Origin of the sequence: Jiangella muralis (assembly GCF_001270745.1) — a bacterium.
Classification (GTDB): domain Bacteria; phylum Actinomycetota; class Actinomycetes; order Jiangellales; family Jiangellaceae; genus Jiangella; species Jiangella muralis.
The window spans coordinates 80632-106280 of record NZ_KQ434754.1; the positions used below are offsets into that span (position 1 = coordinate 80632).

The following is a 25649-nucleotide window of genomic DNA, read 5'->3' on the forward strand; positions in this document are numbered from 1 at the left end:
ACGACCTACAGGAAGTAAGCGGCCGCATCCGGATCCCGGCAGGGTGGGGCCCCAGAACGAGAAGGGCGGCAGCCATGCCGAGCATCAAGGAATCCGGCGAGATCCTCATCGACGTCGCCGGCGGGCTGACCCGCGGCGGCGACGAGACCTCGCGCGGGCTCACCGAGCTGGAGCAGAAGGCCAACGCGGCCATCGAGGCGCTGACTGACCTACGTGCGCCGGCCGAGGAGGCCAAGGCGGCCGCTGAACGGCTGCGGGCCCGGGCCGAGAACGCGCGCGCGAAGTTCGAGGAGCTCGAGCGCGCCGCCTCGGTCACGGAGGACGGCGCCCGTCTGCTGCAGACCGCCTGCGACGACCTCCAGCGCGGCGACGCCGACCTCGCCGGTGCGTTCGAGCCGCAGATCCGGCCCATCGCCGCGCAGGTCACCCAGTTCACCGAGAGCCTGCGGCAGAGCGCCGACCGTCTCGAACGGGCCGTCGACGGCGTCGCCGAGGGCGCGCAGCAGATCGGCCGGAGCACCGACCAGCTGCTCGACCACGGCGAACAGATCACGAAGGGCGCCGGGCAGGTCACGTCCAACCTCGCCCAGGTGAAGAAGCGGCTCGCCCAGGTCATCCCGGCCGCCGCGCGAGCCGTCCGCGACCGCGGCCGCGAAGCCGTCCACGTCGCGCGGCGGTAGCCATGTCCACGGCGCCGGCCACCCTCGGCGGCATCGAGGAAGAGATCCGCCTGCTGCGCGAGTCGCAGCGGGCCCTCCAGGCCGCCCTCGCCGCGGCGGTGCGCGGCCGCGACGACACCACCGCCGATCTCACGGCCGTCCAGAAGCGCATCACCACGAAGACCAGCCAGGCGCTCCCCCACGACGCCGCCATCCGCGAGCGCATCGGCAGCGCCATCAAGTCCTCGTTCACGACAGCGGACCACGCCCTCACCGCCCGCTGGAACGAGATCGTCGGCCTGCTCAAGAAGGCGGGCGAGCGGGTCGACGCGGCGTTGCTCGACGCCGAGGACCGGCGACTGCGACGTGAGGAGGCGGACCAACGGGCTCGTCAGGCCCAGCACCGCACCGCGTAGCCCGGCGGCGCAGCTTAGCCGGCCGCGCCGCGCAACCCGGCCACACCGCGTACCCGGGGGTGCCGCGTAGCCCGGCCACACCGCCGGCGCGGCAGCACCCGCCCGGCCCAGCCACACCGCCCGGCCCACTCGCACCGCGTGGCCAGCGCCCCCGCCGGCCAGGTCGCGCCGCGTCACCCGGCCGCGCCGCGTCACCCGGCCGCCCCACGCAACCCGGCCATACCGTCCGGCCCGCCCATATCGCCCGGCCCACCCATACCGCCGGCCCACTCACACCGCGTAGCCAGCACCCACGCCGGCCCGGCCGCGCCGCGCAACCCCGCCGCGCCGCGCAACCCGGCCACACCGCCGGCCCACTCGCGCCTCGTACCCGGTCGCGCCGCGCAACCCCGCCGCGCCGCGCAACCCGGCCGCGCCGCGTCACGCAGCCGCGCCGTAAACCCCTGGCCCAGCCGGGAACCATGCGCTAGACAGGGACGGTGACGAACGACCTGGTCCTGCGCACAGCCACCGACGCCGACTACGTGGAGTTGGAAGCACACATCGCCAACGCGTTCCTCGAGGACGTCGACGAGGACACCGCCGACCACAACCGGATGATCTTCGAGCCCGGCCGCACCCAGCTGATGACCGACGCCGGGCGCATCGTGGGCTCGGGTCTCATCCTCACGCGCGATCTCAGCGTGCCGGGCAGCGTCATCCCGGCCGCCCACGTCACCGGGGTCGCGGTCGCGTCGACGCATCGGCGGCGCGGCGTGTTGACCACGCTCATGAACACCATGCTGGCCGAGGCGCACGACCGCGGCACCGAGCCGCTCGCGGTGCTCTGGGCCAGCGAGAGCGCCATCTACGGGCGATACGGCTACGGCCTGGCGTCGTGGCGGGTGTCGTACGAGATCGGCAGCCGCGACACCACCGTCGGCGGCAGCCCGCCCGACGGCGGCCGGCTACGGACGGCCGCCACCCGCGACGTGCTCGACGAGATCGTGGCGGTGTTCGACCGCGTGCTGGCGCAGCGACCCGGCATGTCCACCCGGCCGGGCCAGTGGTGGGAGTACCTCACCGCCGACCCGAAGGGCTGGCGGCGTGGCATGTCGTCCGAGCGCACCGTCGTGTACGAGGACGACGGCGGCGTGCGCGGCTACGCCCGGTACCGCCTCAAGTCCGGCTGGGGCGAGAGCGGCCCCGACGGCGAGGTCCGCGTCACCGAGCTGCTCGCCGAGACGCCCGACGCGCACGCCGCGCTCTGGCGGTTCCTGACGTCGGTCGACCTCGTCCGCACGGTCAAGTACGGCCACGGTCCCGTCGACGACCCGCTGCCGCACCTGGTCAACAACCCCGACGCGCTGGTCGGGTCGACCGGTGCATCGCTGTGGGTACGCATCCTCGACGTCCCGGGTGCGCTCGCGGCCCGGCGCTACGCCGCCCCCATCGACGTCGTGCTCGAGGTCACCGACCCCACGTTCGCCGGCAATACCGGCCGCTGGCGACTGGTCGCCGACGACGCCAAGGCCGACGTCACGCCCACCGACGCCGGCGCCGACCTCGCCCTGGACGTCCGCGCGCTCGGCGCGCTCTATCTCGGTGGCGTCTCGGCGGCCACGCTGGCGGCCGGCGGACTCGTGACCGAGCGCACGCCCGGCTCCGTCGCCCGCCTCTCGACGGCGTTCGGCTGGCACCGGGCCCCGGTCACGGTCGAGATCTTCTGACCCAGGAGCGGGTCACGCACCTCGCCAGCGGGAACCGGACCGGCGCCGGAACGAGCGGCGGCCTCGACGACCGGTTCGCGTGACTCTCGACAGGTCGGTCTTCAGCCGGGTGAACGGGCCGCCCTCGACCTGCCGGCGGTCAGCTGGTGCCCCAGCCCTCGGTGTCGATCTTCCGGTTCCGGTTGCGCCGCGCCATGATGCTGCCGAGCGCGAGCACGAGCAGCACCAGGCACACCAGCAGGACGACGTGCGCACCGCTGATGCCGGCGCCGTCCCAGCCGGGGACCTCCCAGACGGCGTCGTCGGGGGAGGCGATGAAGCCGCGGTCGATCATCCACTCGCGGCCCTCGTCCCACGAGCTGAACACCAGCGGCGCCACCACCGGCAGGGCCAGCGGCGCGGCGAGGAACATCATGAACACGTCGTTGTCGGAGACGTTGTCGGCCATGGCGCCCCTCAGTAGATGCCGTCGCTGAGGTGCCGGATGCGCACCGCCAGGGTGCGCGACACCACCTGGGAGCCGGCGCCGTCGTTGCCGCGCCAGCGGATCAGCAGCTTGGTGCCGTCGTTCTGGACCGGCTCGACCTGCTCGATGATCACCCAGCCGGTGTCGTCGTCGAGGCGGGCGAGGCTGCCGGCCTGCAGCTGCGACACCATGACCATCTCGGACCAGCCGGCGGTCTCGACCTGCGTGGACGCGGCCGCCGCCGACCCGCCGCCGGAGGTGCGGGCGCGGCTCCAGTCGGCGAGGCCGGACGTGCCGGGGCTGTAGCCCTCGGCGAGGTCGGCGTTGAGGTTGACCCGCCACGACGCCTCTGGGCTGTCGGCCAGCGCCCGGGACCGCTGCACGTGCAGGACGGGGTGCGTGACGACGCTGGGACGCAGCGCGTCGAGCAGGTAGAGGTCCTGCTCGTCGTTGACGCGGCGCGCCTCACGCGGGTCGGGGGTCCAGTAGCACTGGATCAGCGCCGGCGTGGCATCGCCGGACTGGACGACGGCCCGGCCGGGCACCGGTTCGGCCGGCTCGGTCGGACGGTCGCTGCCCCACAGTGTCGACGCAGCGCGGCTGTCGAGGCGGCCGAGCGCCACGACGGTGCCGACGTCGTCGCGGTTCTCCTCGCGCAGCAGTGGGTCGTCGGCGCGCTGCATGCTGAGGACGACGTACACGTTGACCTGGCGGCCGTGGCGAAGCAGGTCGGTGACGCGGTCGTGCGCCAGCGACGCGGCCGCCGGGCCCTGGCCGGCCCGGTTGGCGGCGTCGGCGACGGCGGTGGCGAACTCGCGGAAGTGGTGGACGACGACGACCAGCGGCTCGAGCTCGCTGCGGCTGGACCCGGACTCGATCAGCGCGACCCGGCCCTCCATCTCGCGCCACGCCTGGTTGAGCACGACGATCTGGTCGTCGAGCGTGGACGCGACGATCTGCACGTTCGGCCAGTCGCGCACGCCCAGCAGGTCGACCCGGCGGTGGTCGATGATCCACACGGGCCACCCGCGCGCGGCCGCCTCGACGACGATGCCGGTGAGCAGCACCCGCTTCCCGGCGCCGGACCGCCCGAGCACCAGCAGGTGACCCTGCGGCGCGGCGAGGTTCCAGCCGACCCGCGTACCGGTGGCGTCGACGCCGAGCGGCACCAGCCACGACGACAGGTCGCCCTGCGTCGGCACCGGACGGGCGACCTTGTCGGGCAGCGCCCGGCGGACGGCGTCGCGGGCGCGCTCGGCGCGCGCGGCCGGCTCGGGGGTGAGCGAACCGATGCTCCGCGTCGGGTCGCGCAACGTGAGCCGATGGCCACGAACGTTGTGGCGGCCGACGGTGTACTGCTCGTCCAGCTGCTGGTGCACGGCCTCGGCGACCCCGGCGGCCCAGTCGGGCGCGGAGTCGTCGACCTCGGTCGGGTACTGGATGTTCAGCACGTGCGGGACGCCGACCCAGCCGCCCCGCCACTGCCGCGCGTCGATGTCGAGGTACGACGCGTCGGGCACGCCGATGTGCCGGGCCAGCGCCTCGGCGAGGTCGGCAACGGTGTTCTGGCGCAGCCGCCGCCGGACGGACACCGCGTACAGCGCGCCGGCGCAGGCCAGCGTCGGCAGCAGGAACAGCACGCCGATGTCGGGCTCGTCGAGCGTGGCCAGGATCGCCCACATCGCCACGGCCAGGAACACGACGCCGACGGCGCTGGCGGCCAGCTGCCACGGTGCGAAGCCCTTGATGGTGGGCTCGGCCGGGCGCGCCGACGCGAACCTGTCGTCGCGGCCGTCCGGGTCGGGCGGCCCGGACGCGGCGGCGAAGGTGTCGGCAGGGTCATGTGGCGCCACGCGACTGCCTCTCCGTTGTCGGTCCTCACTGTCGAAGGTGCGCCCGGATGCCCTGTTGTGACAAGGGGCGGCCCGGCGATGGGACGTCAGGCGTCAGCGGTGCGCCAGCGGCGTCTGCAGTTCGACGATGCGCCACGCGTCGTCGGCCGAGGCGCGTTCGAGGAACGCGAACCACTGGTGCTCGACCAGCGGGCCGTTCCACGCGTCGCGGCCGATCGGCGTCATGCGGACGTAGAACCGGCGCTCGGCGCGGGTCGCGGTGTCGGCGGTGTCGACGTCGGTGGTGTGCGGCTCGATGGCGTTGATCGAGGCGAACGCCTGGTGCTGCGCCCACTGTTCCCAGTCGCGCTGGACGTCCTGCCGCAGGCCGTCGAGGTCGTAGGCGGTGGAGTCGTGCGGCGCGGCCAGCCACCCCTGGACCCGGGCCATGGCGTCCTCGGCCGACGCGTCGCTCGCGGCGTCGAAGCTGTACGCGGCGGTCAGCGCGGCGACGGCGACGGCGGTCGGGTCGGCGTCGTCGACGGTCGCGGCGTCGGGCACGACGACGGGTTCGGGCTGCCGCATGCCCGGCGGGAGGGTGGGGGTCTGACGGGGTGCGGGGGTCGGCTGGGCGGTCGGGGTGTCGGACGGCGCGAGCGGTTCCTCGGTGTCGCTGGGTCCGGCGCCGGTCGGCGGGTCGGCGGGCGGGTCGGAGCCGGCGTCGCCGGCGTCCGGCGGGCCGGGGTCGGCAGGGTCGGTGGCGTCGCCGGGACCGGCGGACGCACCGGGGCGCGGCGCACCTCCGGCGGAACCACCCGCGGAGCCGCCGCCGTCGCCGTCGTCGCCACCACCGCCGAGGACCAGCAGCAGCCCGACGACGGCGAGCACCGCCGCGGCGGCGACGAGCAGCAGCGAGGAGCGCGACCGGGTCATGAGTTCATCCGCCCGTAGCCGAGCACCGGGCCACTCGGGCCGACGCTGAACGTGCCGGACGACCGCTGGACGGCGTCGTTCTCGTTGCCGCCGATGGTGACCAGCGTGCGGCTGGCCTCGTCGACCTCGACGACGATGCTCACGTGCCCGGAGTAGATCATGACGTCGCCGGGGCGGGGCGGCTTGGTCGGCCCGCCGCTGCCGACGGGGATGAACTCCTGGCCCTGCCCACCGGACTCGAACCACGCCTTCATGCCGATGACGGCCGGGATCTGCCACTCATGTCGCCAGAAGTACGGCTGCGTGCCGGGTTCGGACTGGAACGGGATGCCGGCCTCGAGGTAGACCCAGCTGACGAAGTCGGCGCACCACTGCTCGCAGCCGCTCGCGATGTAGGTGTCGGTGATGGTCGGGCCGCAGTTGCTGCCCAGCGGCTGTTCGACGATGCCCTTGGCGTACTCCTGCTCCGCGATGCGCACGACGCCGTCGAGGCCACCGCCGCCGATGCCGCCGCAGCCGGCCCAGCCGCCGCCCTCGCCCTGGTCGCCGTCGTCGCCCTCGCCGATGCCCATGCCGTGCGGCGGCGGATAGGTGGCGTATTGGCCGTAGTCGCCGGCGCCGCCCTGGGTGAAGTTGGACGAGATGAGCGCGTGCACGTTCTCGACGTATCGCCTGGTCTCGTTGTTGTTCCAGTTGCCCGCGGGTCCGGCGTTGTAGCTGGCGGCCGAGTAGACGAAGGTGCCCGGATCCCAGCGGGCGGCGTCGCCGAGCGGCGTCTCGGCGGTGACGCTGCCGTAGACGCCGTCGGTATGGGTGAAGAGGTTCGCGGCGGTGAAGACGGCATCGCCCGGGTCCAGATAGTCGGGTGGACCGCCGCCGGCGCTGTACTTGTACGCGTCCCAGGTGCCGGCGCCGAGGTTGAACTGCATGGGGCCGAAACAGCAGCCGGAGCTCGGCCAGTCGGTGTCGAGGTCTTTCCAGGTGTTGCCGTTCTCGGTGAGGTAGATGGCCGCGAGGTACGCGGGGTCGATGCTGAACTCGTCTCCGGCGGAAACGAAGATCTCGGCCCACGGCTCAGGGACGTTGGCCAGCGTGGCGCCGCCCGTGCAGACGTCGCCACCGGGGGTCATGGTGCACTCGGCCAGCGGCGCACGGTCGGTGATCTCGCACCAGAGCGCCATGACCGTCGCGACCGGGACGAACGCCAGCGACGCCGCGCCCACGACGCCGAACACCGTCAGCAGCGCGATGCCGAGGATCCACTTGCGGACCCGGCCGGAGCCCTTGCCGCCCGGTGTGCGCGCCGGCTTCGTCTTCGTGCGCCGGGCGACGACGGCCCCGCCGGCGGCGACCGAACCCTGTGCCATACCCCGCCCTCCATCCCGGGCGCCCGCCACGGCGGCTGGTAGCGGACGTCTGTGTAGGTCGGTGGAGGGGTGGTTCTGTGACAGTGCCGCGGCGGCTACCGCGTCCACTCCGGCGTCGGCCGGCGCCGGTCGATCAGCGACGAGGTCGCGTACTGCGCGCCGACATGCAGGGCCCACGCGAGCGCGACCAGCCCGAACAGCCAGCGCTCACCCGTCGTCGCGAGGTCCCAGTACGCGAGCGGCCAAGCCAGAAAGGCGACGGCCACCGGAACGTAGACGAGCTCCAGGCCGCTACGGTGCCCGATCGAGATGTAGGCGATGTAGCCGTAAAGGGCCACCACGATGGCGACGGCGACCGGATACCGCAGCGCGATGTCCCACGCGTCGGGCCCGGCCGCCGCCGGGCGGATGAGTCCGTGCGCCACGAGTAGCACCACTGCCAGGAACACGAACGTGGCAGCGAGCACGCCGTAGCCGACCCTGACGGCGCGGGCTCCCGCGTCGGACCGCGCCCACCGCGTCAGGTCACTGGCCTCCGATGGATCCGATTCGCGTCGGAACGTTGCGAACTCTTCACGCACCCCGGAGAGATAGACCGTCACGGTCAGGAGGACGTTGTAGAGCAGCCACAGCAAGACTCCCGCGCCGAACCACCAACGCTCCGGTGTCGTCGCGATGCCCCAGTACGCAACGACCCAGCCCACCAGGAGCAGGGCGAAGGCCGCGTGAACAGCGACGAGGGCGCGGGCCGAATCGGCCCACACCGATCCGAGGATCGCCACGTAGGCGACGATCGCGATCAGACGGACCACAGGCTGCTCGCCGTACCAGGACAACACATCTGGACCGGCCGCGTCGGGCCGCAGCCACTCGGGCGCATAGAGGAGGATCACCACGCCGAATGCGAAGATCGCGGCGATGACCGTCCAGGACAGCGCGGTGACGACGAGGCCACGCCGCCCGTGAATCCAGGCGTCCGGGTCACCCAGGTAGGTCTTGGGCCGCCCGTCTGCCGCATCCCACGACGCCTCGCGACCCCAGCCCGGATCGGCGGGTTCGGCAGCCTCGGCGTCCAGATCATCGGGCCAGGCGTCGTTGATGCGAGCGCCCGGACGTACCAGCCCGGCGTCGTAGTCGGCCCGGAGTGCCGGATCGCTCAGCGTCTCGTAGGCCGTGGTGATCAGGCGGAACATGGCGGTCGTGCCGCCGACGTCCGGATGTGCCGTGCGGACGGCGCGCCGGTAGGCGTCCTTGATCTCGGCGGCGGTCGCCGTCGGCGGCACCTCGAGGAGCTCGTAGTAGTCGAGGTCAGGCACTGCGTCAGCCACTCCGCCCGGCGTCGGAGCTCGACGGCGGCAGCGCGATCGCACCGCCTCCGTCGAGTGCGACTTCGTCGTCGACGACCTCGAGCGTGACGACCTCCTCGCGCCCCACCCGTGCCGTGAGTGCCTGCACGTCCCAGGGAGTCGAGGCCAGTTGTCGATCCGCCTCGCGCACCGAACCCCAGCGGCGCTGCTCGATCTGGCGGGTTGCCAGCACAGCGATGACCTGCCGCGACGATGCCCTGATGACGCCCGCCCGGTGCTTGTACGGCCGGCCCTTGTGCCGTTCTCGAAGCAGGAACTGGTCCTCGAATCCGGGATCGCGAACGGTGCTCAGTACCTGCGCGCGTACTGCCGCCGGCAGGACATCGAGCACGGCGGGCTGTTCGCCGTCGAGATCGTGTCTCGCGTCACCGGCTGTGGCCACATCGGCATCGACCGCCACGGTCCCGTACCGATTCCTGACCTCCCCCACGTAGCGGTTCCGGCGTACCGTCAGGTTCCATGGCCGGGCAGCGCTACCCCGGAGTGCTCGCGGGCGGCGCCCTTCGATCAGGATCCACGAGTCCTCACCGACCGCCCACGCCTCGGCATACTCGATCCGGTCGTCCTCGTGCTCCGGCGGTGCCGGCGGCAGGGCACCGCCGACGAACTCGCGAGAAGGCAGGCAGCGCGCCTGCTTCAGCGCCAGGCGCACTTGGTACGGGAGATCGTCCCAGGTCTGCCAAGCGGCACCGCGTATCGGCTCGAACAGCCCGCCCAACGTGGAGGCCGACGGTCCAGGGTCTGGCCGCCTCGACGGCGCACGAGTAGAGCGGCGATCGGGAACATCGCCCCTTCTTCCCTGCAATGCCGACATCCGGGCGTCCCTCATCTCACCGTCGACCTTGGCCACAACCCTAGGCACAACACCCTTCGCTGTCAGTCGCGTCAGCCAGGCGGCGACTCCACGATGCGCGGCGCATTCGGAAAGGCTCGTTCGGCCACTCGGAACACTTCGAGGACCGCACTGACCGCGGTGGTGATCAGGTTCTCCACCTGTTCGAACGCCGGATCAGCCCCGAGGTCGGCCGTGACCTCGCCATGGAGCAGGAGATCCGTCTCGTCCTGCTGGACGAACACCTTGGGCCAGACATGCTGCGCATTCCAATCGTTGGCGAACATCAAGCTCGTGGAGAGCTCGTCCACGTGCATGGACCGCTCCCATACCCCGCGGATGTGGAAGATGCCCGCACCGTGCTCGGCACCCCCCAAGGTGCCGAAGAAGAACAGACCGTTCTCCCAGATGCCACTGATCTCATCGCCAGCTGCCACATGATCCGCACCCAGCTTGGCAAGCACCTCGATGATCAACTCGTCGCCGTCGCCGTCGCGGCGCCGCCCGGGTGCGTCCGGGCGGGGCCCGCGCGGACCACGCGTCGTGTCTGGAGTCGTGGGCACGTTGGCTCGCAACCTGTCGAGTTGATTCACCGGGCCGAACCTCCGTCCATCGAGCCGTTGCCCTGGCCTCCCGGCTTCGGCGTTCCGGCATCTCGCCTGGCCTGCCGCCACAGGTCGCGCTGCCTGAGACTGTCCTCACGCGCCTCGGCCACGCGTCGCTGGACGGGGGTCAGCTTCGCTCGCTCGGCCCTACGTTCCGCGGTGTGCCTGTCCAGCATCGCCTGGCGCTTGGCCGCGAGTTCGGACTCCATCTCTGTCCGCAGGTCCGGGGCTTGATTCACCCGCTTGGCGCCGAAGCGTCCGTTCGTCAGCCGTGCTCCGACCTCAGCTCGCCTGGTGTGCCGGTCGAACTTCCGCAACCGTGCCTCATCCACGCGATCAGCGCGCGCGACTTCGGCCCGCCGGCTGAAGGTTTTCACCTTGTGGACCGATTCGTGGTCGCCGCGCTTCAGGTGGTGCTTGACGCGCTGCCTCCTCGCCTGCTCGACGAGTTGACCGCCGCGGTTGGCCGCCGCTTGCCGGGTTCCACGTACGACCGTCGACCTGGCGACGGCGGCGCCCCCCGTGGCGACGACGGAGCCGCCGCCTGTCGCCCAGGCGATGCCGGCGGTCCGCGCGATGCCCCTGACGTTGCGCGCGGCGTCACTCATCGCGTTGAGCTTGCCCGCCGCCCGCTGCATGCCGTTGCGGGCCCCGCCCGGCCCACCGCCGCCGGTGGGCATGATGGACGAGCCGCCGCCGAACCCGCCGCCGCCTCCTCCGCCGCCGGAGTTGAACTTCGATGCCATGGCGGCGGCCACGCGGTCCTTGGTCTCGTGGACGGCGCCGCGGCCGCGCCAGAAGAGGACGATGCCGGCGATCAGCAGCAGGTCGATGAGCAGGAACTTGCCGATCTCGGCCCAGCGGACGGAGCGGTCGTCGGGGTTGCCGGTGGGTGCCCGGCCCGCCGCCATGATGTCCGTGACGACGTGGAGGAACACACCGAGGAAGACGATGCAGAACATGAGCATGAGGACGGTGGCGAACAGCTGGCCGATGTTGCGCCACAGCACCGATCTGGCGCCGCCGGGGAGGATCGCCAGCAGCAGCGTCACCAGCAACTTGATGCACTGGACGAGGGCCGAGAGGCCGGCGATGAACACGACGCCGGCGATGATGAGGATCAGCACGGCGAGGATCGTGACGGCCGGCTGGATCGCGAACTGCGCCATCCAGCTGTCCGGCCGGGCCATCTTGGCGAAGGTGTCGACCTCGTCGTTCAGGCAGCTGCCGACCACCTTCCAGACCTCGGGGTCGTAGTCGACGGGCTCGTCGCCGGTGCCGCCCCACCACGTGCCGGGGTCGGTCAGCTCGGACCCGGTGTCGATGCCGTCGGCGGCGGACCCGCGTCCGGCGAGGTCGCGGTCCTCGAGGTCGCCGCGCAGATCGTCCTTCGACGTGCTGTTGCCGGCATGGGACAGCGCGACGACGTAGGCCTCTTCGCAGTCGCCGTCGAGGATGTAGCCGAAGTTGACCAGCATGGCGGGGTGGTAGAGGAACGTGCTGAGGATGCTCTCGCCCGGGCTGACCCGCTGGTTCTCGGGGTTCGTCAGGTCGTCGAGGTACTCGTCGTCGTTGACGATCTGGCCGACGAGGTACTGGGAGGTGTCGCGGGCGTCGTAGAGCAGGCCCTCCTGGTTGTCGTTGTCGCCGATCAGCCAGGTGATGGGGTTGATCGGCGCGAGGTTGTTGTCGGGATGCTGGCTGTCGTAACTGATCGCCGCCACCGCGTAGTTGGCGATGATCAGCGACAACAGGAGCTGGACGAGGCCTTTCCCCCACATACCTCTGGCCATCCAGAGCATGCAGATGAACGCCGTGATCGTCAGCATCGCGACGTACATGTTGAGGTTCGACAGCATGCCGGCGATGGAGTCCTGGAAGTCGCCGGCGATGCCGGTGAACCAGTCGAGCCAGGTCATGCCGAGCACGAAGTCGGTGACCCACGCCAGCGCGATGACCTGGAACTGGTAGATCGCCCAGGTGATCGTCATGAGCACCTTGAAGATCAGGTGGAACGGGTCGGTGATGCCGCCGGCCAGCGACAGTTGCACGTGAAACGCCGACAGCTCGCAGTTGCCCGTCGGGTTGATGAACTGGTCGCCCAGGCCGTTGCCGCCGGGGACCTGGCAGGCCTCGGCGGCGATGCTGACGGCGCCGGCGACAACGCTCATGCGGGCCTCGATCCGACGGCGTTGTCGGTGCGGCCGGCTTCCAGCTCGGGCGGACGGTGGCCGCCGATCAGCACCTCGGGCGGCGACGTCTTCATCGCCTCGAACCGCTCCGGCCGGGACGGCGGCATGACCTTGATGCGGGCGACGTTGCCCAGGGCGTCGCGCATGAGCGCCTCGCCGCGGCGCATCTCGGGGACGCCGTCGGGCCCGACCGGGCTGGTGTGCTCGGTGATCAGCGCGACCAGCGACTCGTCGTCGGGGTCGAGGTCGAGCCACTTGAGGCCGCGCTTGGCCAGCGTCTTGTCGCGGTGCCGCATGAGGATGCGGGTGGGGATGAGGCCGCGCAGCGTGGCGTCGCCGAAGTCGCTCTCGGGGTCGTGGCTGCCCAGCGCGACCGCGGCCTGGTGCTTGCGGCCGTCGCGGACGAAGACGGTGATCTCGCGCTCGCCCTCGGGCGACGCGGTGACGTGGTGCGCCTCGTCGACGATGAACAGCGCCAGCTCGGACCGGTCGCCGAAGCAGACCTGCCGGCCCATGCTGGCCATCAGCGCGTACATGGCCCGGCCGAAGATCTTCTCCAGCTTCAGCTGCTCGAACAGGTGCGCGTGCTGCAGCTCGTCGCGGTCGGGCAGCTCGAGGGTGCGGGTCCAGAACACGATGGCGCGGTCGCTGAGTTCGACCGGCGGCAGCGAGGTGTCGAAGATGACCCGGCCGAACTCCTTGCGGGCGAACACGTTCATCAGCCGGCCCAGCTCGTAGGCGCCGTCGAGCGTGCAGCTCTCGAGCAGGTGCTTGGTGAGGTCGCCGAGGCCGCGGACGCCGTGCCGGGCGAGGTAGCCGACCTCCAGCACCTCGGACAGCAGCACGCCGCGCTCGGACGTCGGCGACACGTTGAGCAGCGGGGTGAGGAACGACTGCGCGACCCGGGAGCCGGTGTGGCGGTCGAACACCCGGAGGGGATCCATGCTCATGGTGGGATCGACGACGGAGACGACGGTGGGCGTGGTGAGCGCGCGGGCCATCGTCACCCACTCGCCGGACTCGGTGCGGTCGAGCGCGATGAACCGGCCGCCGCGGTCGACGGTGTCGGCGGCGATCTTCTTCAGGGCGACAGACTTGCCGGCGCCCAGCTCACCGGCAATGGCCAGCGAGCCGGAGACGTCCAGCCGGGTCGTGGCGCCGGCGGGGTCGTGGTGGACGACGCCGGTCTGGCCGGTGGAGATGTTCAGGCCGAGCAGGCTGCCCTTGCTGTCGCCGACGTCGCAGGTGACCACCGGAACCGACGCGGAGAAGGAGTGCGATGTGGTGATCTGCGCGAACTCGCGGACCGACTTGGACAGTGGAGCGCCGGGCAGCATGGCCCACCAGAGGTCCTCCTGGTTGCCCAGCGGATGCGTCAGCTTGAACCCGGAGGCGCCGTAGAACGCCTGCAGCTCCTTGGCCTGCTCCATGACCTGCTCGCCGGTGCGCCCGGCGACGCAGAAGATGACCGTGGCCTCGACCTCGACCTCGAGGTCGTCGGCGGACAGCAGCGCCTCGTACTCGGCGAGGTCGCGCGCGGACCGTTCGATGGCGTGCATGCCGGTGGCGAGCTGGCCCTCCTGCTGGAGGAACTGGTCGTTGAGGTTGGCGACGGCGCGCCGGTTGCGCGCGATGACCTCTTCACGCGTGCGGGTGTGCAGCCGCACCGCCCAGTCGACGTCGAGACCGGCGTCGTCGACGCGGCCGAGGTACTCGCCGCCGGGGAAGACCATGCCGTCGGCGGGGGTGTCGGCCAGCGCCAGCAGCCCTTGGTACGAGACGGCGTCGGGGTGGTCGGGCTGGGTGATCTTGACGTACTTGCGGCGCAGCGGGTTCCAGCTCTTGAGCTGACGGCGGTCGAGTTCGGACTGGCCGCCCTCGTCGATCAGCGCGTCGGGCCACAACACGCCGTGACGGGGCACGACGGCGGCGTCGTGGTCGGCCCGCGTCTCGGGGAGGTCCATGTCGGCGAACAGCCCGCGCTGCAGCGTGTGCTGGTAGAGCCAGACCAGCTGGGCGACGGTGGCCGGGCGCGGCCGGAACACGGCGGGGATGCCGAGCTCGACCTTGCGGGCCTGCTCGGTGCGCACCTTCAGCTCGGCCGGCGAGATGCCGTGCCGCGGCAGCACCAGCTGGTCGCGGAAGTCGTCGACGGCGGCCCGGAAGGACTCGTTCAGGTTGCCGAACCGGCCGCCGTTGCGCAGCGGGACGCTCAGCCAGAACGTCCGCTGGCCCAGCGCGAGGTCGTCGAGGGTGTCGAGGGTGGCCTCGCACTCGGCCGCCCACTCGGGGCAGTGCTCCAGCGGGATGCCGTTGATCATGCGCTCGACGATGGCCGCGGGATCGAGCGCCGCGCAGGCACCCACCAGCAACGCCTCGCCCGGCAGCGCCCGCAGCAGCGCCTGGTGCGCCGCCCGCACGCCGTGCTTGTCCTTGTCGGGGCGGAAGCCGTACGGCAACGCCTGCAGCCTCCAGGTCGCCCACACCGTGCCGCCCCGCGACCAGAGCAGATGGCCGGCCATGGCCCGCGCCGGACTACGCATCGTCCTCACCCCACGAATCGCTGACCTCGCCGCTCCCCTGCCGGACGGCGGTGCGCTGCTGGCCCCGCGGACGTGGCGCCGAACGCCGTCCGCTCGCGGGTTGGTCGTGCTGGTCGGCCGGGAGCAGGGCCAGCAGTGCCTGCACCCCGCTCAGTGGCGCGGCCGGCTGCGCCGGTTCCACCGCGGCGAGCGGATCGTCGATCGGCTCGGGCACCGGTTCGGGCGTGTGGACGAGGCGACGCCGCAATCCGTCGGGCAGCTCGCGGCCGGCGGCGACGCCGGGCTCGAGACCGCTCCACGGGTCGGTGCCGGGCAGCGGGCCGAGGTAGACGTTCGTCTGGCTGCGGACCCGCCGCGGCCGTCGGAACCGCACCTGCTTGCCCTGGTACCGCCCCGACGTGGGCGCGTTCAGCACCCGGTACAGGCCGAGTAGTGCGTACAGCGGGTTGCGGCCGTTCATCGGCAACCGGCCGATGAGGAAGACCGCGCCGAACGCCGTCCCGAACAGCAGGGCGATGTTGCCGAAGACCCCGAACACGCCCCAGGTGTCGATGGTCAGCCCGCCGATGACGATGATGAGGATGGCCGCGATCAGCTGCTGGACCGTGTAGGGCCCGCCGGGGATCTTCGTGCCGTCGGGCATGCGCCCGAGCAGCTGCGGGAACTTGCGCGCCCGCGTGTAGTACTTGACGGTCTCCAGTTCCTCCGGGTCCTCGGCCATCGCTCGTCACCTCCTCTCGTGGCTGGCCTGGGTGTGGGGCAGGACTACGTCAGGTCGACCTGCTGAGACACCGGCGCCGACCCGGGGAGGTCTTCACCGACGGTGTCGCGGAGGGCGGTGACGTTGTAGACGATCCAGATGAAGACGCCGGCGGCGAGCGCGGACACGATGATCGTGCCGATGGCGAACTTCGAGTTCACGGCCTTGTAGACCACGAACAGGATGGCGACGGTGATGGCCACCACGCGAAGCACCGTCTGCAGGCTCGAAGCGGTGTCAGTGGTCCAGTCGAGTAGTCCGGCCTGGATGGTGATGGACGAGCTGGCGAGGTCGGGTGCCGTCGCCGTGAGTCCGGTGATGAGGCTCATGGCTCCTTCTCCTTGTGTGCGGGCTGAGGTGCGTGGACGTGATCGGCTAGGGCGACTCGGTGGTCGACCCGGTGGCTGGTGGGTCTGATTCGGCCTCCCTCGTCGGAGTTGGGCCCTGGGACGAGGTCCCCTGCGAGGTGCTCGTCCCGGGAGTCGGGGTGGTGACCGGCGCCGGCTCGGGCAGCGGAACCGGCTCGGCCAGCGCGGGCGACGTGCGCAGCCGGGCCACCTCCCACCGTCCCTCGCGGGCCCGGAGCGCCAGCGAGTACTGGGCGCCGAGCTGCTCGCCGTTGGAGCCGCTCAGCGTGACGTTGGCCTGGACCTCCGCGGTCTCGCCGTCGGACGGCTCTTCGCTCGGCGCCTCGCCGCCGGCGGCGACGATGGTGTCGACGCGGACGCCGGCGTACGGCACCGGGTTGAGCGCGCGGAACGACGTGCCCGGGCTGCTGTAGGCCTCGAGCGAGGCTTGGTCGCCGCTGACGAGCATGGCGTTGAGGAAGTTGGCGACGCGGGCGTACGCGGGGTGGTCGGCCGCGAGTCCGTGGTCGTAGGCGGAGGCCAGCTGCTCGAACTCGTCGGGTGCCGGGACCGGTGCGGGCAGCGCCTGCGCGATCATCTCGCCGTCGACGTAGAGGACCGGCACCTGGAAGTAGAGGCGGCCGGACGTGATGCGCTCGACCGGTTCGGCGTCGTCGTCGCTGTCGTTCTCGGCGGGGGTCTCGGCCGGCTCGGCCGCGGGCTCGGCGTCGGCCGGCGGCTTGCCCTCGGTGGCGTCGACGCCCACCGTGACCGCCCAGAGGCCGGTGTCGTCCTTGACGATCTCGGCGACGGCCGAGCCCGACGTCGTCCACGGGATGTCGGGGCGGCTCTGCCCGAGGTCGCCGAAGTAGGCGCGCAGCACGTCGGACTGCTCGCCCGGCGTCTCGAGCCAGGCGACGACGGCGCGCTCGGCGAACTCGCTGACGGCGGCCGCCTCGCCGATGCGGTCGACGTAGCCGTCCTGACGGACGACCGGCCGGCTGTCGGGCATGAGCACCTGCAGCGCCAGCGCCAGCGGGCCGGCGACGAGAGCGACCCACAGCAGGCCGACGACGATGCGGGTGGCGAGCTGGGAGCCGCCGGTCCACGTGTGCTGCTCGGACCGCGGGCCGCCGGCGTCCGCGTCGGCCCTGGACTCGGTGGAGGGCGTGCCAGCGCCCAGGGCGCCTGCGGCGGGGGCGCCGGTGCCGCGCCCGCGGAGGCCGCGCGCGCCGTCGGCGTCCTTGTCCTTCGGTGGCCCGAAGCCCCAGTTGATCTTCATGGCGCCGGTTCCTCGTGAGTCGTGTCGTACCGGTGCGGGCTCGAGGACGGCGGAGCCACCTCACCGTCCGAGCCCGCACCGGAGCCGGTGCCGACCGCACCGGGTTCCCAGGGCTCGCGTAGCTCCGTCACGTGCACCAGCCGTTCGAGCGCCTCCTGCGCGCGGTCGGCGTTGGCGCCCACCGCGTCGTGCAGCCGCTTGGCCGCGTCGCGATCGAAGGGGTCGGCGATGAGGTGAGCGAGCTCCCGGTCGATGGCCCGCCGCGCCGCCAGCACCGTGGCCGCGTCCATGAGGGACTGCCGGTTGCTGAAGCGCTCATCCATCTCGGGCTCCTCGGTCGGCGGGTCGGTTGTCTGCGTAGGTGCCGGGGGGTGGCGTCTTGTGACGGGGTGATCGGGGCGGGTTGTGGTGGCGGATCGGGCATTTGGATCATCACGGTCATCGGGCAAGCCGTTGACCTGCACACTCCCCCGCCGGGCAAGTGCAATTCCGCTCTCTCGACCGTTCCGGGCAAGACCTGGGGCAAGCCCGGCTGACCACGGTTGAGGGGTCGATCCACCCCGGAGGAGACACCCGATGCCGAACCCCGTCAGTACTGCCCCCGACGTCACCTGCAGCGGCGCCCGCCGTCGTGCCGACGCGAGTCTCGTGGGCCGGTTGAACGCCGAGTGGAGCGGGCTGTGCGGCGATCCGCGCACCGAGCCCGCGGTCGCCCACTGGGCCCGCCGGCACCCCGAGTTGTCGGGCTGCCTCGCCCTCGAGGACGTCGAACTGGCGGTCGCCGCGGCGGGCGCCGAACAGGCCGACCGCATCCTGCTCGCGCTGCTGCGCCTCGCCCGCGCCGGCGATTCACTGGCCGGACGGACCGTCCTCCAGCTCATGCTCGGCAAGGCAGTCCGCATCGCGATGACGCGCTCCGGCCGCGACACCAAGCCGGCGCTCGAGCACACCGCCGTCGCTGCCCTGTGGACGACGATCGCGACGTACCCGATCGAGCGGCGGCCGGTGAAGGTCGCGGCGAACATCGCCATGGAGACACTGCGCGCCGTCACCGGCGAGCTGACCCATCAGCTCAGCGAGACCCCCACCAGTCCCGACATCCTGGCCGACGACCTCATGCCGTTGCCGCCGTCCGAGCGGACCACCGCCGATCACGAACTGCTCGACCTCCTCACGTGGGCGGTCGACGACGGCACCATCACGGCGGCCGACGCCACGCTGATCCTCGACATCTACACGCCCGCCCCCGGAACCGAGGGCGGCGCGGCTGCGGCGGAACGGCACGGGCTCAGCTGGCCGGCGGCGCGGCAACGGGCCAGCCGCGCCATCCGCAAGGTGGCGCGCGCCATCCGCGCCGACGTCCCCGTGGCGGCGTGACCGGCCCTCGGCGACGTAGGCGGCGGCGCGGCAAACCCTGCGTCCGGCGACGGTTCCCGGCGGACGCCGGCCGAGTGGAAGCCTGGCGCACGTGCCGCATCCCCCGCCGCCCGCAGCCTCCCGACAGTGCCGGCGGCCTCGACGGTGCCGGCGGCAGCCCCGGAGGTTCGTCCAGTTCGGACGGCTCGCGCGGTGCCGGCGGCCGGGCTGGCGGGCCGGCCGGCGGTGAGCGGGCGGGCTGGAGCCGGTGGGGCCGGGCCGGTCGCTGCCACCGGCGGACGTGAATCGGTGACCTCCGCCGCGGGTTCGTGCCCCGGGTCCTCGGCGATAAGGTGACGGAAGCGCCCGACGGCCGCGCGTTGTGTCACCTGATCATCTCCACGATGCGGATACCAAACGATCAGGTGACGAAGGCGCGGCGAATCTGAGCGATACGTCACCTGATCGTCGACGGCAGTCCGCATGGTGGGACAACCCACCTACTGAGGTATAGACCTGTGGCCGGAACGCCTGCATCACACGGGCACACCCGTCACGGCCGTCACTCGGGACGCGAGATGATCATGGAAGTAGGCCATTCGGCTTGCGCCGACCCTGGTCAGCCGTGAAGATCGTCTGAACGGCGGAGCCGGCAGGGAGGCTCGCGTCGCCCCGGACGGAGCCCATACATGGGTCATACAGCCACCAGACGCTCACCAAGACTTAACAATTCACGCCCTATGCAGTTGTGGGCTCAGTCACATATTCTCGTGCCACGAGGCCGTCCATGCAGGGCACGGCTTCGCAGGTGTATCGAGGAGGCCGGCGTTGACCGAGAGCACTCCAACCACTGAATTCCTGCGGCAGGGCACGGAACCGGTGGTGGATGCCGACATCGCGCCCGTCATCAAACCGAGCGTCGTGCACGTGCCGTCGTCGCTGGTGTCGTTGGTGGCGGCGGAACGCCAGAGGTCAGGCCGGTCGAATGGGCAGGTCCTCATCGATGCGATCGAAGCCGGCCACGATCACCTGGTCAAACTGCACAATGAGTCCAACAGCATAGGAGGCCGACTCTTCACCGCCCGCACGGCGAAGCCCCAGCTTCCCGTCGCCCAGCCCCTCTCGCCGCTCAACATCCGCCTCTACGAACAGGACTACGAGGTCCTGGACCGGTTGGTCACCGAGCTCGGCGCCGGATCCCGCAGCCGGCTGGCGACCCTGGCCCTCACCTTCTACCTGGACAGCCCGACTTAGCAGCACCGCAGCACGAACAACACCTTCCCCGGACAAAGCAGGACGGCAACGATGAGTTCGCCCCCCACCCATCAGCCGGCACCCGATCACCTCGACGACGAGTTCGACATCGCCGAGGCCAAGCTGGAACCGGCTGTCGCCGCGCCGCCGAAGCAGCGCCGCCGGCCGGCGTTGATCGGGCTCGGCGTGGCCCTGGTCGCCCTCGGCGGCCTGGGCGCCGCATGGCTGGCCACGAGCATGAGTGACACGGTCGACGTCATCGCGGTCCGCGCCGACGTCGCCCGCGGCGAGCAGATCACCGAGGACGACCTCACGACGGCGAGCATCAACGCCGACCCCGCGCTCGACCCGATCCGCGCCGAGCGCAGCGGCGAGGTCGTGGGACAGTACGCGTCCGTCGACCTCCCGGCCGGCACGCTGGTCACCGCGAGCTCCTTCAGCGGCGCCATCCTGCCGGCCGAGGGCGAGTCGATGGTCGGCGTCGCGGTCACGGCGGCGCAACTGCCGAGCGAGCCGCTGCGTCCCGGCGACACCGTCCGCATCGTCGACACCCCGAACCCGCAGGACAACCCGCCCAGCTCGACGCCCGACTCGATCGAGGCGACGGTCGTGTCGACGACGACGGACGAGGAGACCGGGCAGCGCATGGTCAACGTCGTCGTGCCCGAGGTGCGCGCCCCCGACCTCGCCGCCCGCGTCGCGACCGGGCGCATCGTCGTCGTCCTGGGGTCGCGTGCGACGGGAGGCGAGTGATGGCCGTCGTCGCTCTCACCTCGGCACGAGGGGCGCCCGGCGTCACGACCACGGCGCTGGCCATGGCGATGCTGTGGCCGCGGCCGGTCGTGCTGGTCGAGGCCGACGTCGCCGGCAGCAGCAGCATCCTCGCCGGGTACCTGCGCGGCACCGTCCCACCCGACCGCGGGCTGGTCAGCCTGGCCGTCACGCACCGCCGCGGCGTGCTGGACGAGAAGTTCTACGACCAGACCATCTCGCTCATCGAGGACCGCGTCCGGCTGGTCCCCGGGCTGGTCAACGCCCAGCAGGCGGCCAGCATGGACAAGCTCTGGTCGCCGCTGAGCATCGTGCTGGCCAACCTCGAGCGCACCGGCACCGACGTCATCATCGACGCCGGGCGGCTGGGCATGCGGCACGGCCCGATGCCGCTGCTGCGCTCCGCCGACGCCGTCCTGCTGGTCACCCGCACCACGCTGCCCGCCGTCAGCGGCGCGCGGGCCCGCGTCAACGTCCTGCGTGAAGACCTCGTCGAGCTGGGCCAGGGCGACGACACGCTGGCGATGCTGCTGATCGGCGAGGGCCAGCCGTACCGCGCCCGCGAGATCCACTCCGCACTCGGCGTCCCGGTGCTGGCCTCCGTCGCCTGGGACCAGGCCGCGTCCGACTCCCTCAGCGTCGGGGCTCCGTACGGACGGCGGTTCGCGGCGGCCCCGCTGTTCCGCAGCATGCGGGTCGTCGTCGGCGCGGTGCACGAACTGGTCGACCGCCATCGCACCCGGCTGGCCCCGGCCGCGGAGTCCCTGATGGAGGAGCACACCTATGGCTGACCCCACGAACGCCGCGGCGAGTCTGGAGAACCTGCCGCTGTTCGCGGAGCCGGAGAACGGCAACGGCTCCGGTGACGAGTGGGGCGACACCCATCACTCGCTGAGCGGCCCGGGACAGACGGATCTGCGCCGGTCGCTTCAGGCACGGCTCGCGTCCGCCACGTCGCAGCGCGGCCGCGGCGCGGTGCCGTCGGGCCAGCACGCGCGGCGGCCGGGCGACGACGACCTCACCGCGCTCGAGCGCAACGGCGGCATCCTGCGCCCGACGAGCCGCGGCGGCGAGGTCGACTGGGGTCTGGTCCGCGCCTACCGCGAGCAGGCCGCCGACCAGCTGGCGCACGCGCTGCGCAGCCGGGAAGGGCTCGACGACGCCGGCCGGCGCGAGCTGGGCCGCAGCATCGTCGTCGAACTGCTCGCCGACCACGCCGAGCGGGCGCTCACCAAGGGCCTGCCGATCATCACACCGGACGAGCAGATCCAGCTGGCCGAGGCCATCATGGCCGCGCTGTTCGGGCTCGGCCGGCTGCAGCCGCTGGTCGACGATCCCGGCATCGAGAACATCGAGATCAACGGGCACGACAACGTGCACCTGATCTACCACGACGGCCGCATCGTCAACGGCCCGCCGGTGGCCGACAGCGACGAGGAACTGATCGAGACGCTGTCGTTCCTGGCCACCCGCACCGGCACCAACGAGCGGCCGTTCTCGCCCTCGAACCCGCGCCTGCACCTGCGGCTGCGCGACGGGTCGCGGCTCGCGGCCACCGCGTGGATCACGCCGCGGCCGGTCGCCGTCATCCGTAAGCACCGCCTCACCGACATCGGCATCAAGGAGCTCGTCGACCTCGACATGATGAGCCCGGCCGCCGGGGCGTTCCTGGCCGCCGCCGTCCGCTCCCGCAAGAGCCTGGTCGTGTCGGGCGCGCAGGGCGCCGGGAAAACCACGCTGGTCCGGGCCTTGACGAACGAGTTGGACCCGATGGAGCGCATCGGCACCATCGAGACCGAGTACGAGCTGCACCTGCACGACATGCCGGAGCGGCACAAGCGCATCGTGGCCTGGGAGGCGCGGCCGGGTAGCGGCGAGCGCGGGCCCGACGGACGCGCCGTCGGCGAGATCACGCTCGACGATCTCGTCTTCGACTCGTTGCGGATGAACCTCTCCCGGCTGATCGTCGGTGAGGTGCGCGGCCGCGAGGTGCTGCCGATGTTCAAGGCCATGCAGTCGGGCGCCGGTTCGCTGTCGACGACGCACGCGCACTCCGCGCGGGCCGCCATCGAACGCCTGGTCACCTGCGCCATGGAGGCCGGCCAGCACGTCACGGAGTCGTTCGCCTACCGGCAGATCGCCGAGCACATCGACCTCATCGTGCAGATCGAACTGATCGACGACAGCCACTCCGGCGGCAAGCGGTCGCGGTACATCAGCGAGATCATCGCGATCGAGCCCGGCGAGCACGGCCTGCCCGCCGTCACCGACGTCTTCCAGCCCGGTTCCGACGACCGCGCCGTGCCCGGCACGCCGCCGATCTGGTTGAGCGACCTCGAGCGGGTCGGCTTCAACCCGCGGCTGCTCGACCACGGCGGTGCGCCTTGACGGCGTTCGCCGCGGCGCTCGCGGCGGTCCTGGTGCTCGGCGGCGTCCTGGTGATCGTGCTCGGGCTGATCCCGCAGCCGGCCCGGGCCCGCCCGGCCACGGCTGGTCAGCGGCTCAAGGCGCGGTTCATCGGCATGACTGGCGGCCGGAACTCGGCGGCCCGGCAGTTGCGCATCCTGCTCGGCATCGGCCTCGCCGGGGGCATGGTCGCCTGGCTGCTCACCGGCTGGCTGATCCTCGTCGTCCTGGTGCCGGCCGCGCTGATCGGCCTGCCCGCGCTGCTCGCCCCGCCGGCCACGGCAACCCCGGTCGCCAAGCTCGAGGCGATGGAGGAGTGGACGCGGTCGCTGGCCGGCGTGCTCACCGTCGGCGTCGGCCTGGAGCAGGCCATCACGGCCACCATGAAGTCGACCCCCGACGCGCTGAGGCCGGAGGTGACGACGCTGGTCGCGCGGCTGCGCGCCCGCTGGGCCACGGTGGCGGCGCTGCGTGCGTTCGCCGACGACCTCGACGACGCGACCGGCGACCTCATCGCGTCGTCGCTGATCCTCGGTGCGACGCGGCGCGGCGCCGGCCTCGCGGCGGTGCTGGAGGGCCTGGCGGCGACCGTGGCCCAGGACGTCCAGGTGCGCCGCAAGATCGAGGCCGACCGGTCCAAGCCGCGCACGACCGCCCGCATGGTCACCATCATCACGCTGGTCGTGCTCGCCTTCATGACCTTCAACAGCTCCTACATCGAGCCGTACGGGTCGGCCATCGGCCAGATCGTGCTGATCGTCCTGCTCAGCTGCTACGTGCTGTGCCTGCTGTGGATGCGGCAGATCACCAGGCCCCGGCCGCTGCCGCGGATCATGGGCTGGGACCTGCGCTCGTCCACCGGACCGACCCGGGCGGAGGCGCGATGATCTGGGAGCTGGGCATCCTCGCCGGCGCGCTGGCCGGGCTCGGCCTGGCGCTGGTGGTGCGCGAACTGGTACCGGCGCAGCCGCACCTGCGGGCGACGCTCGGCCGTCTGCACGACACCGGCACCGAGGCCACGCGCGCGCTGGAACCGCAGGCCACCCAGTCCGGCTCGCTGTTCCAGGACCGCCTCGGCCGGTTCCTCGAACAGCGGCTGCCGACGCTGGTCGGCTTCCGGCTGCCGCGCCAGGAACTGGACCTGCTGCGCATCCCGGCCTATCGCTATTACGGCGAGAAGGCGCTGTGGGCGCTGCTCGGACTCGCATTCCCGGCGATCCTGACATTGACGCTGGCCATCACCGGCGTCTCGCTGCCGTTCACGGTGCCGGCGTTCGTCGGCCTGATCCTCGCCGTCGTCATGTGGTTCCTGCCCGACATCGAGACCCGGTCCAAGGCGAACAACGCCCGCGAGGAGTTCACCCGCGCGCTCGGCGCCTACATCGACCTCGTCGCGCTGGAACGGGCCGGCGGCGCCGGCTCCACCCAGGCGCTCGAGAACGCCGCCGAGGTGGGCGACTCCTGGGTCTTCCAGCGGCTACGCGAAGAGCTGGCCCGGGCCCGGTGGTCCGGCACCACGCCGTGGGAGGGCCTGCACACGCTCTCGATCCAGCTTGGACTCAGCGACCTCGACGACCTCGCCGACATCATGCGGCTGTCCGGCGAAGAGGGCGCCACGGTCTACGAAAGCCTGCGCGCCCGCGCCAGCGGCCTGCGCGACGCCATGCTGTCGGCCGAGCACGCCCGTGCCAATGCCGACAGCGAACGAATGGTCATGCCCGTCGCACTTCTGGGCGTGGTTTTCATGGCTCTACTGGCGGCTCCCACGGTGATGCGTATGCTCGAATGACTCTTTGTCCGTAATTTCCTCAGTCAGGAATTCCCCGGTCCTGACACGTCACAGAAGTCTCCCCGGACATGCCTACAACTGTGACGGGTCGGGAACAGCCCGCACCCCCGAGAGGAACACGACAATGCTGCAACTCCAGACATGGATGACGGTCCTGTCCGCCGAGCTGCGCGACCGCTACTCCGAGTTGACCGACCGTCGCCGCGAGCAGGGCGCCACGACGCTCGAGTACGTCGTCATCGCCGCCGCGGTCTTCGTCGCGGCCGTCGCCCTGGTGGGCATCATCATCGGCGTCATCAACCGCGAACAAGCGAAGATCCAGTAGTCCATGAGCCGCCGGCCACGTGACGGGCAGCGGCGTCGAGACCGGCGCTGCCTCCCCGGACGTCCCGAACGAGGCGCGGCGACGCTGGAGCTCGTGGTCCTGTTCCCGGTCGTCCTGCTGATCACCTTCGGCGTCATCGAGGGTGCGTTGTGGTACCACGCCCGCAACGTCGCGCTCGCCGCCGCCGAGGAAGGCCTGCGGGTGGCCACCGGCAACGGCGGGTCGCTCGCGTCCGGCGTCGCCGAGGCCCGCTCGTTCGCCCAGGAGGCGGGCGCCGACGGCGTGCTCAGCAGCGTCACGGTCAGCGGCGACGGTGGCGACGTCGAGGTCACCATCACCGTCGAGGGCTCGTCGCAGAGTCTGTTCCCCGGCTGGTCTGGGCACCAGGTCTCGCAGTCGGCCAGCGGTCCGGTCGAGCGCTTCACCGGGCCGGGCTGA

The 25649-nt window shown here is 71.7% G+C and carries 25 protein-coding genes; 12 read left to right on the plus strand and 13 right to left on the minus strand.

Annotated elements, in window-relative coordinates:
* Window positions 1-74: 74 nt before the first annotated feature.
* From ACW62_RS08520 to ACW62_RS08530, 3 genes are all read left to right on the plus strand, one after another.
* Complete coding sequence (locus ACW62_RS08520) at window positions 75-680, plus strand: hypothetical protein (RefSeq protein ID WP_053203685.1); 606 nt, start codon at window positions 75-77, stop codon at window positions 678-680.
* Window positions 681-682: 2 nt separating this feature from the next.
* Window positions 683-1075 (plus strand): hypothetical protein, encoded by a 393-nt coding sequence (locus ACW62_RS08525; protein ID WP_053203686.1) that lies wholly within the window; start codon window positions 683-685, stop codon window positions 1073-1075.
* Window positions 1076-1554: 479 nt separating this feature from the next.
* Entirely contained in the window at window positions 1555-2784 is a 1230-nt protein-coding gene (locus ACW62_RS08530; RefSeq protein ID WP_053203687.1) for a GNAT family N-acetyltransferase, read from the plus strand.
* 139 nt (window positions 2785-2923) lie between these two features.
* On the opposite strand, the gene ACW62_RS08535 is transcribed toward ACW62_RS08530, so the two are convergent.
* From ACW62_RS08535 to ACW62_RS08595, 13 genes are all read right to left on the minus strand, one after another.
* Window positions 2924-3232: a hypothetical protein gene (locus ACW62_RS08535; RefSeq protein WP_053203688.1), complete on the minus strand. Its 309-nt coding sequence runs from the start codon at window positions 3230-3232 to the stop codon at window positions 2924-2926.
* Window positions 3233-3240: 8 nt separating this feature from the next.
* Window positions 3241-5103, minus strand: a complete 1863-nt coding sequence (locus tag ACW62_RS08540) for an FtsK/SpoIIIE domain-containing protein (RefSeq protein ID WP_053203689.1) — start codon at window positions 5101-5103, stop codon at window positions 3241-3243.
* Window positions 5104-5196: 93 nt separating this feature from the next.
* Entirely contained in the window at window positions 5197-6015 is an 819-nt protein-coding gene (locus ACW62_RS08545; RefSeq protein ID WP_053203690.1) for a hypothetical protein, read from the minus strand.
* On the minus strand, window positions 6012-7382 hold the full coding sequence (locus tag ACW62_RS08550) for a CHAP domain-containing protein (RefSeq protein WP_053203691.1): 1371 nt from the start codon (window positions 7380-7382) through the stop codon (window positions 6012-6014). Before ACW62_RS08550 ends, ACW62_RS08545 begins: the two co-directional genes overlap by 4 nt.
* A 95-nt stretch (window positions 7383-7477) precedes the next feature.
* Window positions 7478-8698: a J domain-containing protein gene (locus tag ACW62_RS33880; protein ID WP_053203692.1), complete on the minus strand. Its 1221-nt coding sequence runs from the start codon at window positions 8696-8698 to the stop codon at window positions 7478-7480.
* 4 nt (window positions 8699-8702) lie between these two features.
* A complete protein-coding gene (locus tag ACW62_RS08560; protein WP_157574541.1) occupies window positions 8703-9467 on the minus strand; it encodes a hypothetical protein in 765 nt (254 codons plus the stop codon).
* Window positions 9468-9634: 167 nt separating this feature from the next.
* The gene (locus ACW62_RS08565; RefSeq protein WP_169792016.1) at window positions 9635-10174 is read right to left on the minus strand and encodes a YbjN domain-containing protein; all 540 of its coding nucleotides are present in this window, start codon (window positions 10172-10174) and stop codon (window positions 9635-9637) included.
* Entirely contained in the window at window positions 10171-12357 is a 2187-nt protein-coding gene (locus ACW62_RS08570; RefSeq protein ID WP_053203695.1) for a hypothetical protein, read from the minus strand. The genes ACW62_RS08565 and ACW62_RS08570 overlap by 4 nt, the downstream gene beginning before the upstream one ends.
* Complete coding sequence (locus ACW62_RS08575) at window positions 12354-14921, minus strand: ATP-binding protein (protein WP_083459506.1); 2568 nt, start codon at window positions 14919-14921, stop codon at window positions 12354-12356. The genes ACW62_RS08570 and ACW62_RS08575 overlap by 4 nt, the downstream gene beginning before the upstream one ends.
* Window positions 14914-15642, minus strand: coding sequence for a hypothetical protein (locus ACW62_RS08580; RefSeq protein ID WP_053203697.1), 729 nt, complete (start codon window positions 15640-15642; stop codon window positions 14914-14916). The genes ACW62_RS08575 and ACW62_RS08580 overlap by 8 nt, the downstream gene beginning before the upstream one ends.
* 44 nt (window positions 15643-15686) lie before the next feature.
* Window positions 15687-16010, minus strand: coding sequence for a hypothetical protein (locus tag ACW62_RS08585; RefSeq protein WP_053203698.1), 324 nt, complete (start codon window positions 16008-16010; stop codon window positions 15687-15689).
* A 46-nt stretch (window positions 16011-16056) separates the two neighbouring features.
* Window positions 16057-17310 carry a conjugal transfer protein gene (locus ACW62_RS08590; RefSeq protein WP_053203699.1) on the minus strand — a complete coding sequence of 418 codons (1254 nt, stop codon included), beginning with the start codon at window positions 17308-17310 and terminating at the stop codon, window positions 16057-16059.
* Entirely contained in the window at window positions 17307-17633 is a 327-nt protein-coding gene (locus ACW62_RS08595; protein ID WP_053203700.1) for a hypothetical protein, read from the minus strand. The genes ACW62_RS08590 and ACW62_RS08595 overlap by 4 nt, the downstream gene beginning before the upstream one ends.
* 253 nt (window positions 17634-17886) lie before the next feature.
* Here ACW62_RS08595 and ACW62_RS08600 point away from each other — a divergent pair, with 253 nt between their 5' ends.
* The 9 genes from ACW62_RS08600 (at window position 17887) to ACW62_RS08640 (ending at window position 25649) form a co-directional block, all read left to right on the plus strand.
* Window positions 17887-18687: a hypothetical protein gene (locus tag ACW62_RS08600; protein WP_157574543.1), complete on the plus strand. Its 801-nt coding sequence runs from the start codon at window positions 17887-17889 to the stop codon at window positions 18685-18687.
* 807 nt (window positions 18688-19494) lie between these two features.
* On the plus strand, window positions 19495-19920 hold the full coding sequence (locus tag ACW62_RS08605) for a hypothetical protein (protein WP_053203702.1): 426 nt from the start codon (window positions 19495-19497) through the stop codon (window positions 19918-19920).
* Window positions 19921-19971: 51 nt separating this feature from the next.
* A complete protein-coding gene (locus ACW62_RS08610; RefSeq protein WP_053203703.1) occupies window positions 19972-20673 on the plus strand; it encodes an SAF domain-containing protein in 702 nt (233 codons plus the stop codon).
* Window positions 20673-21482: a CpaE/TadZ family protein gene (locus ACW62_RS08615; protein ID WP_053203704.1), complete on the plus strand. Its 810-nt coding sequence runs from the start codon at window positions 20673-20675 to the stop codon at window positions 21480-21482. The genes ACW62_RS08610 and ACW62_RS08615 overlap by 1 nt, the downstream gene beginning before the upstream one ends.
* On the plus strand, window positions 21475-23079 hold the full coding sequence (locus tag ACW62_RS08620; RefSeq protein ID WP_083459508.1) for a TadA family conjugal transfer-associated ATPase: 1605 nt from the start codon (window positions 21475-21477) through the stop codon (window positions 23077-23079). Before ACW62_RS08615 ends, ACW62_RS08620 begins: the two co-directional genes overlap by 8 nt.
* Window positions 23076-23984 (plus strand): type II secretion system F family protein, encoded by a 909-nt coding sequence (locus ACW62_RS08625; protein WP_053203705.1) that lies wholly within the window; start codon window positions 23076-23078, stop codon window positions 23982-23984. The genes ACW62_RS08620 and ACW62_RS08625 overlap by 4 nt, the downstream gene beginning before the upstream one ends.
* Window positions 23981-24886: a type II secretion system F family protein gene (locus ACW62_RS08630; protein WP_053203706.1), complete on the plus strand. Its 906-nt coding sequence runs from the start codon at window positions 23981-23983 to the stop codon at window positions 24884-24886. Before ACW62_RS08625 ends, ACW62_RS08630 begins: the two co-directional genes overlap by 4 nt.
* A gap of 124 nt (window positions 24887-25010) precedes the next feature.
* The gene (locus ACW62_RS08635) at window positions 25011-25211 is read left to right on the plus strand and encodes a hypothetical protein (RefSeq protein ID WP_157574545.1); all 201 of its coding nucleotides are present in this window, start codon (window positions 25011-25013) and stop codon (window positions 25209-25211) included.
* A gap of 3 nt (window positions 25212-25214) precedes the next feature.
* Complete coding sequence (locus ACW62_RS08640) at window positions 25215-25649, plus strand: TadE/TadG family type IV pilus assembly protein (RefSeq protein WP_083459510.1); 435 nt, start codon at window positions 25215-25217, stop codon at window positions 25647-25649.

Excerpts from the sequence above, each read along its gene's own strand:
- ACW62_RS08640 (WP_083459510.1), top strand. The coding sequence starts at position 25,215 with ATGAGCCGCCGGCCACGTGACGGGCAGCGGCGTCGAGACCGGCGCTGC.
- ACW62_RS08520 (WP_053203685.1), top strand. The coding sequence starts at position 75 with ATGCCGAGCATCAAGGAATCCGGCGAGATCCTCATCGACGTCGCCGGC.
- ACW62_RS08550 (WP_053203691.1), bottom strand. The coding sequence starts at position 7,382 with ATGGCACAGGGTTCGGTCGCCGCCGGCGGGGCCGTCGTCGCCCGGCGC.
- ACW62_RS08575 (WP_083459506.1), bottom strand. The coding sequence starts at position 14,921 with ATGCGTAGTCCGGCGCGGGCCATGGCCGGCCATCTGCTCTGGTCGCGG.
- ACW62_RS08595 (WP_053203700.1), bottom strand. The coding sequence starts at position 17,633 with ATGGATGAGCGCTTCAGCAACCGGCAGTCCCTCATGGACGCGGCCACG.
- ACW62_RS08635 (WP_157574545.1), top strand. The coding sequence starts at position 25,011 with ATGCTGCAACTCCAGACATGGATGACGGTCCTGTCCGCCGAGCTGCGC.
- ACW62_RS08630 (WP_053203706.1), top strand. The coding sequence starts at position 23,981 with ATGATCTGGGAGCTGGGCATCCTCGCCGGCGCGCTGGCCGGGCTCGGC.
- ACW62_RS08535 (WP_053203688.1), bottom strand. The coding sequence starts at position 3,232 with ATGGCCGACAACGTCTCCGACAACGACGTGTTCATGATGTTCCTCGCC.
- ACW62_RS08590 (WP_053203699.1), bottom strand. The coding sequence starts at position 17,310 with ATGAAGATCAACTGGGGCTTCGGGCCACCGAAGGACAAGGACGCCGAC.
- ACW62_RS08525 (WP_053203686.1), top strand. The coding sequence starts at position 683 with ATGTCCACGGCGCCGGCCACCCTCGGCGGCATCGAGGAAGAGATCCGC.
- ACW62_RS08620 (WP_083459508.1), top strand. The coding sequence starts at position 21,475 with ATGGCTGACCCCACGAACGCCGCGGCGAGTCTGGAGAACCTGCCGCTG.
- ACW62_RS08600 (WP_157574543.1), top strand. The coding sequence starts at position 17,887 with ATGCCGAACCCCGTCAGTACTGCCCCCGACGTCACCTGCAGCGGCGCC.
- ACW62_RS08570 (WP_053203695.1), bottom strand. The coding sequence starts at position 12,357 with ATGAGCGTTGTCGCCGGCGCCGTCAGCATCGCCGCCGAGGCCTGCCAG.
- ACW62_RS08545 (WP_053203690.1), bottom strand. The coding sequence starts at position 6,015 with ATGACCCGGTCGCGCTCCTCGCTGCTGCTCGTCGCCGCCGCGGCGGTG.
- ACW62_RS08585 (WP_053203698.1), bottom strand. The coding sequence starts at position 16,010 with ATGAGCCTCATCACCGGACTCACGGCGACGGCACCCGACCTCGCCAGC.
- ACW62_RS08610 (WP_053203703.1), top strand. The coding sequence starts at position 19,972 with ATGAGTTCGCCCCCCACCCATCAGCCGGCACCCGATCACCTCGACGAC.
- ACW62_RS08615 (WP_053203704.1), top strand. The coding sequence starts at position 20,673 with ATGGCCGTCGTCGCTCTCACCTCGGCACGAGGGGCGCCCGGCGTCACG.
- ACW62_RS08580 (WP_053203697.1), bottom strand. The coding sequence starts at position 15,642 with ATGGCCGAGGACCCGGAGGAACTGGAGACCGTCAAGTACTACACGCGG.